This is a genomic window from Agathobaculum sp. LCP25S3_E8 (assembly GCF_052117165.1).
GTDB lineage: Bacteria > Bacillota > Clostridia > Oscillospirales > Butyricicoccaceae > Agathobaculum.
The window spans coordinates 1-606 of sequence record NZ_JBQKJR010000167.1 but is presented as its reverse complement, the minus strand read 5'-3'; the positions used below and the strand labels follow the sequence as shown (position 1 = coordinate 606).

1 protein-coding gene is annotated in these 606 nt (G+C 46.9%); it reads left to right on the top strand.

Features of this window, described 5'->3' with window-relative positions; all coding sequences use genetic code 11:
* Positions 1–606: IS110 family transposase (locus ACTQ34_RS18110; protein WP_441364987.1), on the top strand; the 606-nt coding region annotated here is incomplete at both ends.

The window sequence follows — 606 nt, the reverse complement described above, 5'->3', positions numbered from 1 at the left end:
AGGAGTCATTACAGCGGTTGGAATCGATGTTTCAAAATATAAAAGCACAGTGGCAGCCAGAAGACCAGGCGGTGAAGTGGCTTTACTCCCATTTGACGTCGGCCATGATGTCACCGGTATCAAGAATCTGCTTGAGAAGCTACAGGGGCTTGACGATGAAGGCAGCGAGATTCGAATTGTCATGGAGCATACAGGAATGTATTGGAGACCCGTGGCTTTGGCGCTGCAACAGGCTGGATTCTTTGTCAGTGTAGTCAACGCGATTCTGATCCACAACTTCAGCGACAATTCACTGCGCAAGGTTAAAACGGATAAAGCGGATGCGTTGAAAATCGCAAATTATGGTCTCACATTCTGGATGGATCTGAGGGAATATTCCGCAGAAGATGAAACAAGGCAAATGCTGAAGATCCAGAATCGGCTCTATGAGCGGACAACCACCACCGGTACAATGTTGAGAAACGGTTTAATTTCACTCCTGGATCAGACATTCCCCGGTGCCAATAAGTTATTTCTGAATGAAGGCAGGAACTCAAAGGGCCATGTCAAATGGGTGGATTTTGTGATCCGCTTTTGGCATAAAGAATGCGTGGCAGCTTTATCCCT